Source organism: Halobacillus sp. (genome assembly GCF_049282395.1).
Classification (GTDB): Bacteria; Bacillota; Bacilli; order Bacillales; family Halobacillaceae; genus Halobacillus.
This window is the reverse complement of the sequence record NZ_JBAPTY010000012.1, coordinates 1-7,475: the sequence shown is the minus strand read 5'-3', so window position 1 is coordinate 7,475 and position 7,475 is coordinate 1. Positions and strand designations below refer to the sequence as shown.

The following is a 7,475-nucleotide window of genomic DNA, read 5'->3' as shown; positions in this document are numbered from 1 at the left end:
GCCTAATTGAGGTAGAGCACGGCGCAATTGAGGTAGAGCACGGCGCAATTGAGATAGAGCACGGCCCAAATGAAGTAGAGCATGGCCCAATTGAAGTAGAGCACGACCCAATTGAAGCGAATCACGATCCGATTGAGGTAACTCCACTCGATCACCAGCCAAACCCAAGTATCCAGTAGGTGGCACAGAAGGTGTGGGAGAAAAGTTTCTTTCCCAATCACTATTCTTTCCAAGAATGTATCGCAAATGAGTCCTGCATAACCGGGAGCCTATTTGAGAAATCAGGATGTCACATGACTACACCCCAAACTAAAAACCAGACCCTCATCTAGAGAGTCTGGCATCTATCAATCTTATATCCACGTATAATCCTTGCCCCAGCTTTCTTTCGCCAACTGCTGAACGTTCTGAACAATGGAATCATCGACAGCGTAGGCTTCACCCTGTTCATAAGGGTTGTAGTGAAAGGCATATAGCCTTGAGGCGAATTCATGGAATGGAAGTGAGCTCTCGCCTTCTTCTTCTCCATTTCCAGCTACGCTTGGTTCAATATTCTGCCCCCAGTTCTGGGAACCGTCGTTGTTCGGATTGTAAAAATAGATCCTGTCTTTCCCTTCAGGGTCTACGCCGATTCTTATAATGGATACGGCATGAAGTCCCAATAGCTTCCCATGAACATTTGTTATAAAAATTCCAACGGGGTTTGGATAAATCATTTCGTAATCGTCATTGTATTCGGTATGGTGGGTAGCGTAAAACAGACGTACAAATCCAGGGTAGTCCTGTACATAACCCGTTAGCGGATCGATAATATTGGCAAAACCTTTTTGAACCCAGTTGCCGTAAAAGGCCGGGTTGACCCATCGGTGCCCGTCGTCTCCGCGTAAAGCTACACGCGACATCATTTCGCTGTAAATCCTGTCCAAATGAGGAACAAGAATGAGTGAGATCGGATCGAGTTCCTTATGCAGCTCGGGAGCGAGTCCACCGCTTAAATCTTTGGAGTGAATGGCCTGCCCTTCAAACATAAAATCGATGTCTCCATCCCGCGCTGCGCGTGGGATAATTTCCAGTAAGAATCCTGGAGCATGCTGTGCCCATAAGCTGATGCCTCTGGCAGCCTGGCAGGTTGGATTGAATCCCTGACCGATGCCGAGCGGCTGCCCCAGCACCTGGATCGTCGCGGCAACGAGAATGTTATTCGCTGTTAATCCTTCTCCAACACTGGTTGTCTGCGCAAGAGCGTTCCGGACGTCAGGGCGGACATCAAGCTCGATTAATCTCCGCAGCCCTGGTGGAACAGGAGAGTGAGAGAGGACACCTCGCTCAAGCATCAGTGCCAGCCCGTAAATCGCCTGACGGGTTGCTGGGAAAACAGATGCACGGATCAATTGAATCACGAGCTCGTTATTTTCCTCCAGGTTGGCAATACCTTTGCTGCTCAAATCGAGCGCATGAGGCAGCAATTGAGGCATGCGTTTCGACAGGTAGCGGATTAATGTTGCATGATGAGGTGCAACGAGACCGGTTGAACGCATGGATTTAGCAAAAGAAACGCTTTCTGAAATAAGCTCCGAGCGTGACAGCCCTTTGAGCTGCGCCCGGTATGCGTGAACATCCTTATAACGGCTGCTGATCTCTGATGGACCTTCAATCGCAGCGATAAAGCGGACGAGTTCGGATTTATCATTATCCTCGTGTTCTTTTTCTAACATTGCTTTGGCCATTCGAATCATGGATACTGTACGCTTAATCATAATCGGACGCTGCGCGGTCAGACGCTTGATTTCGTCAATCAGTGTCTGAATGAGCGCGTTAGAAGAAAGGTGGCTCGCTAAGAACTGAAAAAGCTCACTCGCTTTTTCATCATTCTCATGCTTTTCAATCCGTGCGCTTTCCGAAGCATCCGGGAATAGAAGATTCAAGTTGAGAACCATCACTTCATTTAGAAATTCTTCTGCCATCTGCGGTGTAACGGCCGGGTTGACATACCGCTCTTTCGCCACAGCCAGCATTCGCAGCTCACTTAAGATCTCAATGATCATTGGCAGTCCTTTTGCTTTTAAGGATCCAGCAACAAGCGGGGGCTGAAGCTTATTCGCTTCCTCCCATGGTCCATCCTGAAATACACCGGTTTGTTCAAATCGGTCGGCGTATCCATAAAGGTGCTCCAGTCCGTTATCCGTTTCAATGAGGCGATTGGCCTCCTGATAGACATCGGTCTGGTATCTTGATTTTGCAAAAGGCGGTGCTTCTTCTAAAGCAGCCAGGGCCTGAGAGAAACGTTCGATAATAACACCTGTAGGTTGAGGCATTTCACCTCTCCTTTCTATAAAAACTTCACTTGTCTAGACGTAGAAATCATACTTTTCGTAACGTTGGAGAAGGTTCGTCATTTCCTCACTATCTTTTCCATAGAAAAAGATGGTTCCATAATGGTTCCCAAAACCGACACGTTCCGCTACTTTACCTTGAGGTGGAGTAAACATATCATGCTTTTCAAAGTAGGCATGATGCTCCAGTTCCTCAGGTATTTCGAGGTCTTTTACATAATCGGTATTTGGATGGACCATCAGACAGCCTGCGTAAGCCTCATACTGGTACGGGTCCGGGAAGAATTGCTCCAGTTCCTCTTCGGTCGTATTTGGATCACTGCATAGAATTTGGGCTTCATAAGCGCTGAATCCATAGGCGCGCTCAATCAGTTCAAAGATGTGTCCGCCTGGCACACGGGCTGCCACTTCACCGAAGTGAAGAGTTCCGTCTGGAGTGAGGAAATATTCAGGATGGATCACGCCGTATTCGATTTCGAAGGCATCCACCAGCTGCTGAACCGCTCGTTCAATCAGAGGTCTCTTTTCTTCCAGTAATGGCGAAGCGGGGACGAAATTGGAATAGCCCAAGCGAATATATTCTGTGACATTTAAAAAGCGGACTTTGCCTTTGTGAACAAAGGCTTCACATGAGAATTCCTGTCCATCCAGATGACTCTCCATTAAGAGCGGGAAGTCTGTATCCTGGATTTGTTCAATTCCTTCAGCGGTGTTGATAGCCAGGTGACCAACAGATCCAGCTTTGTCCAGTGGTTTTACATGGATTGGATCAAGATGATCGCCGTCTAATTTAAGCAGGGCTTCATTTACACGCTTTAGAAAACGTTCCACGTCGTCTTTACTGCGTGCCTCTTCAAAAACGCCTACCTTAATACCGGATATTTGCGCTTTACGTTTCATCATTCCTTTATCACGTAATAATAAGGAACGGTTAAATACTCGCGGATCTTCGCGGAAGCGGGCATTTAAGGCTCCAGACCACTCGACACACTCTTCATATAAAGGAACGGCTACTTCTGCGCCCATTTCTTTCAGCTGCATGTAGAGGTGATCAGAGCTTTCATTGATCTTGTTGAAATCCCATCCGACAAACGGAATTTCGTGTTTCTCAGCATAGGATTCAAAATCGGGCGGACCCACTACGATGAACGGCCGGTTCATTTTCGCGGCAGCTTCTATTGCCTGCACGCTCCATCCAATCAAAGCTGTATAATAAGGCTTCGTTTTCTCCGATTCCTCTACAGTTGTATTCAATTCAAGTTGATCAAGTTCCATCTCATCGCTCTCCTTTTAAAATGACTTTTCTGGAATTTGAAACCGCATCATTTAGTCATGAACGGTCTCTATCATTTTAAAAGTATCAAAGTCTAGCAAAAACTGTAAGCATTATTATTGGATTCGACAATCAAAGTCAAAAGTCGTGCTTCTTCTACACTGCATGTAGGGGGAATTACTTTAGTAACATTGCATAGATTGATAATGACCATCTATACCAACAATTAGAAAATAATAAACCTATTTACAAAATTTTGATAAATAGTATCTATATATAAATATTAACCAAATAATACCTTGGAAAAAATAATTATGACACAGTGTCACTTTTTTGTTGACTTTAACTGCTGACTGAATTAAGATAGCAAAGTATTACCTGGATGTGACACAGTGTCATATTAGTGAGGAGGAGCATAGGATGCCAAAACAAACATTTTTCAACTTACCAGAAGATAAGAGGCAAACCTTAATGGAAGCGACTCGTGCAGAGTTTTCAAGAGCCCCTTTAAATGAAGCTTCAATTTCTAACATTATTAAAATGTCAGGAATCTCCCGAGGAAGCTTTTATCAATATTTCGAAGATAAAGAAGATGCGTTTTATCACTTACTAAAAGAGCAGTCGAAGCGAAGGCAGGACATGTTTATTTCTTTATTAAAGGAAACGGAAGGCGACCTTTTCGAAGCAACGGCAAAATTGTTTCAGTCGACTTTAGAGGAATTCAAGGACGACGAGAAGCGATCTTTTTTTAAACATGTGTTTTTAAACATGAACCATAAAATTCAGAGCACCATTACGAACGGGGATACGGAGGATAAATTTCTGGAGCATTTGAACAAAATTAGAGAGTATATCGATCAGGATCAATTAAACATAGAAGGTGAAGAAGAACTCTATCACGCTGTTCATCTTTTGAGAAATTTAATGTTGAATAATCTGGTTAGTCATTTCGCCAAAGGGCTATCGAGAGAAAGAGCAATGAAGAATTTTACGATCGAAATGACTCTTATAAAAAGAGGGCTCTCTACGTAGAGGGAAGGAGGAATAGAAATGGCCGAAGTATATCAACAGACTAATCAAGCGGAAGGTGAGCAGCCTATTAATCGGATTGCCATTGTTTCTGTGCTTTTAGTCAGTGCATTTGTAGCCGTATTGAACCAAACACTTCTCAACACAGCATTACCAAATATTATGGAAAGTTTAAACGTCTCAGCAAGTACCTCCCAGTGGTTAATGACCGGGTTCATGCTAGTGAATGGGGTTATGATCCCCATTACGGCCTTTTTAATTGGGAAGTTTACGACGAGGCGTTTATTTTTTACCGCTATGACCTTGTTTACTATTGGTACAATGGTTGCAGCTCTGGCACCTAACTTCCCAGTATTATTATCCGGGCGATTGATTCAGGCGAGTGGAGCTGGGATTATGATGCCGCTTATGCAAACGGTTATGCTTATGATTTTTCCAATTGAAAAACGGGGGACGGTCATGGGGATGGCGGGGCTTGTTATTGCCTTTGGTCCAGCTATTGGTCCAACATTGTCAGGGTATCTCGTCGAAGAATATTCATGGCGCGTGCCATTTATGGTGATTATTCCGATTGCGATCGCAGCGCTTATGTTTGGTGCATTTGCTCTTAAGAATGTGACGAAGCAAACCAATCCTAAGATTGATATTCTTTCTATTATTCTATCAACATTTGGTTTTGGCGGACTGCTATATGGATTAAGCAGTGCGGGCAACGATGGATGGGATAGTGCAAATGTATATGTTGCCGTAATTATCGGAGTAATCTCCTTGACATCCTTTATTTTAAGGCAGTTCCGGCTGGATAAACCAATTCTTGAATTTCGCGTATTTGGAAACAAAATTTATGCTTTAGCTGCTGTCATCAGTATGGTCGTGATGATGTCTATGCTTGGTGCGGAGCTTCTCATTCCTATTTATATGCAGACCATGCGCGGATTCACCGCCTTTGAATCAGGATTACTGCTTCTTCCAGGGGCGATCGTCATGGGAGTCATGTCCCCGATTACAGGTAGAATTTTTGATAAGGTTGGGGCGCGCTGGTTAGCCATTGTAGGCCTAAGCATCATTGCCGTTACTACTTTTGAATTATCGACTTTAACAGCGACTACGACTTACACGTTTATTCTTGTGGTGTACGCTATTCGAATGATGGGAATTGCTATGGTCATGATGCCAGTATCTACAGCAGGATTGAACCAGTTGTCAACAGAGTGGATTCCTCATGGTACAGCGATGAATAATACGCTGCGTACCATTGCAGGATCAATTGGTACAGCATTGCTGGTAACCGTTATGACGAACGCTTCCAAAGACTATGTACCTTCTTCTGGTGAAACCAAACAACAGATTATGTCCAACGCCATGATCCATGGAATTAATGTTGCCTTCATGGTAGCTACCATTATTGCGATTATAGGAATTGTGTTGTCCTTCTTTATAAAAGGGAAGCCAAAATCATCTCAAGACGAACGAGCGGCAAAAACAGAGGGGAATTTACAAACGAACTGATTGTAGCGCAGGTGAAATTCTTTAAGAGGGGATTACGCCTGCTTTCCTTTACCTATTCATTTTTTCTACAGGTAAGGGGACCATGTTAGGGACTATAGCTGTTTTGAATAGGATTGTATAGCCTTATAAGGCGGTTATTGAACTCTCGAAGGTTTCACTGTAATCATTATTTACTGTTGGGAAAGAAGCACTCTGGCGAACCAGCTTGTAGCGGGTTCGGGCTTGCCCATCTAAATAAAAGCATGGCAAATCTACCATTTTTCCTAAAATAGGTTTAAGCAAGGGTTTTTTTGTCAAAAGTACCCCAAAAGGGTGATGAATAATGACTAGCGAACTAAAAGAAAAACAACGCTATCGAGACCGATTAAAAAAGCTGAATCCAGCTAAAGCTATAAAACGCAGCAGGAAGCATTTTTCGGAGAAAGAATATGGTGAAAAGATTCGTACGAATAGCAGTCGGATCGGTTCGAAAATCGTATATTATAGTCTCTTGCTTTATTATGCATTTAAGAGTGAAAATACACCGAAGAAAGCGAAGCTCACAATTGCCGGTGCGCTTGGTTATTTAATCCTTCCAATTGATTTAATTCCAGACTTTATTCCAGTCGTCGGTTTCACGGATGACAGTGCCGTAATCGTTTATGCGGTCTATCAAGTGATTTCTCATATTGATGAGAATGTGAAGGAGCAGGCGCGTAATCGCGTGAGCAGTCTATTTGGTGAGTCCGTGCTGGACGATTTGGAAGATCCGTCCAAAGATTCTGCAGAAAATCCGCAGCAATAGATGGGGGAAGACTATGAATCAAGTAGACATACGAGAAGTCGCCGATGCCATCGAGTTGCAGGTAGAAGGCAACTTGGCGCTGGTAGATAAAATCGATGGGAAAATTGTACACGTTAGTGATGAAGCGATAGAAGATGTAGAAGACGAGGAGGACTTTTCCCATTTGCAAGAATGGGAAAGGGAAGAACGCCACTTAGCTCAGCATATTCTGGAGAATAAAACACGTTATGCCCAAGTACCGGATTGTTCTGATGTTGATGAGTATCAACTGATGGAATCATTTATCGACTCGCTTCAAGATGATCAGTCTCGTAACGAGTTATCGAAAGCGATCCGCGGGAAGGGCGCATTCCGCAGGTTTAAAGATCAGATTGTGATTCAAGGGGTTGCTGATCAGTGGTATGATTATGAGAGTGTTTATTATCGCACGCTTGCCATTGAATGGTGTGAAGAAAACGACATTCCTTATAAAAATAAATAAAACTTTAAAAACGCCTGTCCGGATTGTCGGACAGGCGTTTTGACTTATGCTTTCGTTTTGTAGGAT

6 protein-coding genes are annotated in these 7,475 nt (G+C 43.7%); 4 read left to right on the top strand and 2 right to left on the bottom strand.

Going from position 1 to position 7,475, the window contains the following annotated elements; genetic code table 11:
- Window positions 1-353 precede the first annotated feature (353 nt).
- A complete protein-coding gene (locus WAM07_RS00530) occupies window positions 354-2,315 on the bottom strand; it encodes a hypothetical protein (protein ID WP_422163859.1) in 1,962 nt (653 codons plus the stop codon).
- A gap of 33 nt (window positions 2,316-2,348) precedes the next feature.
- The gene (locus WAM07_RS00525) at window positions 2,349-3,608 is read right to left on the bottom strand and encodes an ATP-grasp domain-containing protein (RefSeq protein ID WP_422163857.1); all 1,260 of its coding nucleotides are present in this window, start codon (window positions 3,606-3,608) and stop codon (window positions 2,349-2,351) included.
- A 418-nt stretch (window positions 3,609-4,026) separates the two neighbouring features.
- Here WAM07_RS00525 and WAM07_RS00520 point away from each other — a divergent pair, with 418 nt between their 5' ends.
- The 4 genes from WAM07_RS00520 to WAM07_RS00505 all read left to right on the top strand — a co-directional run bounded on the left by WAM07_RS00520 (window position 4,027) and on the right by WAM07_RS00505 (window position 7,409).
- Window positions 4,027-4,638, top strand: a complete 612-nt coding sequence (locus tag WAM07_RS00520) for a TetR/AcrR family transcriptional regulator (protein ID WP_422163855.1) — start codon at window positions 4,027-4,029, stop codon at window positions 4,636-4,638.
- An 18-nt stretch (window positions 4,639-4,656) separates the two neighbouring features.
- On the top strand, window positions 4,657-6,144 hold the full coding sequence (locus WAM07_RS00515) for a DHA2 family efflux MFS transporter permease subunit (RefSeq protein ID WP_422163853.1): 1,488 nt from the start codon (window positions 4,657-4,659) through the stop codon (window positions 6,142-6,144).
- A 322-nt stretch (window positions 6,145-6,466) separates the two neighbouring features.
- The gene (locus WAM07_RS00510; RefSeq protein ID WP_422163851.1) at window positions 6,467-6,928 is read left to right on the top strand and encodes a YkvA family protein; all 462 of its coding nucleotides are present in this window, start codon (window positions 6,467-6,469) and stop codon (window positions 6,926-6,928) included.
- Between the two features lie 13 nt (window positions 6,929-6,941).
- Window positions 6,942-7,409: a UPF0158 family protein gene (locus tag WAM07_RS00505; RefSeq protein ID WP_422163850.1), complete on the top strand. Its 468-nt coding sequence runs from the start codon at window positions 6,942-6,944 to the stop codon at window positions 7,407-7,409.
- The last annotated feature ends 66 nt before the right edge of the window (window positions 7,410-7,475 follow it).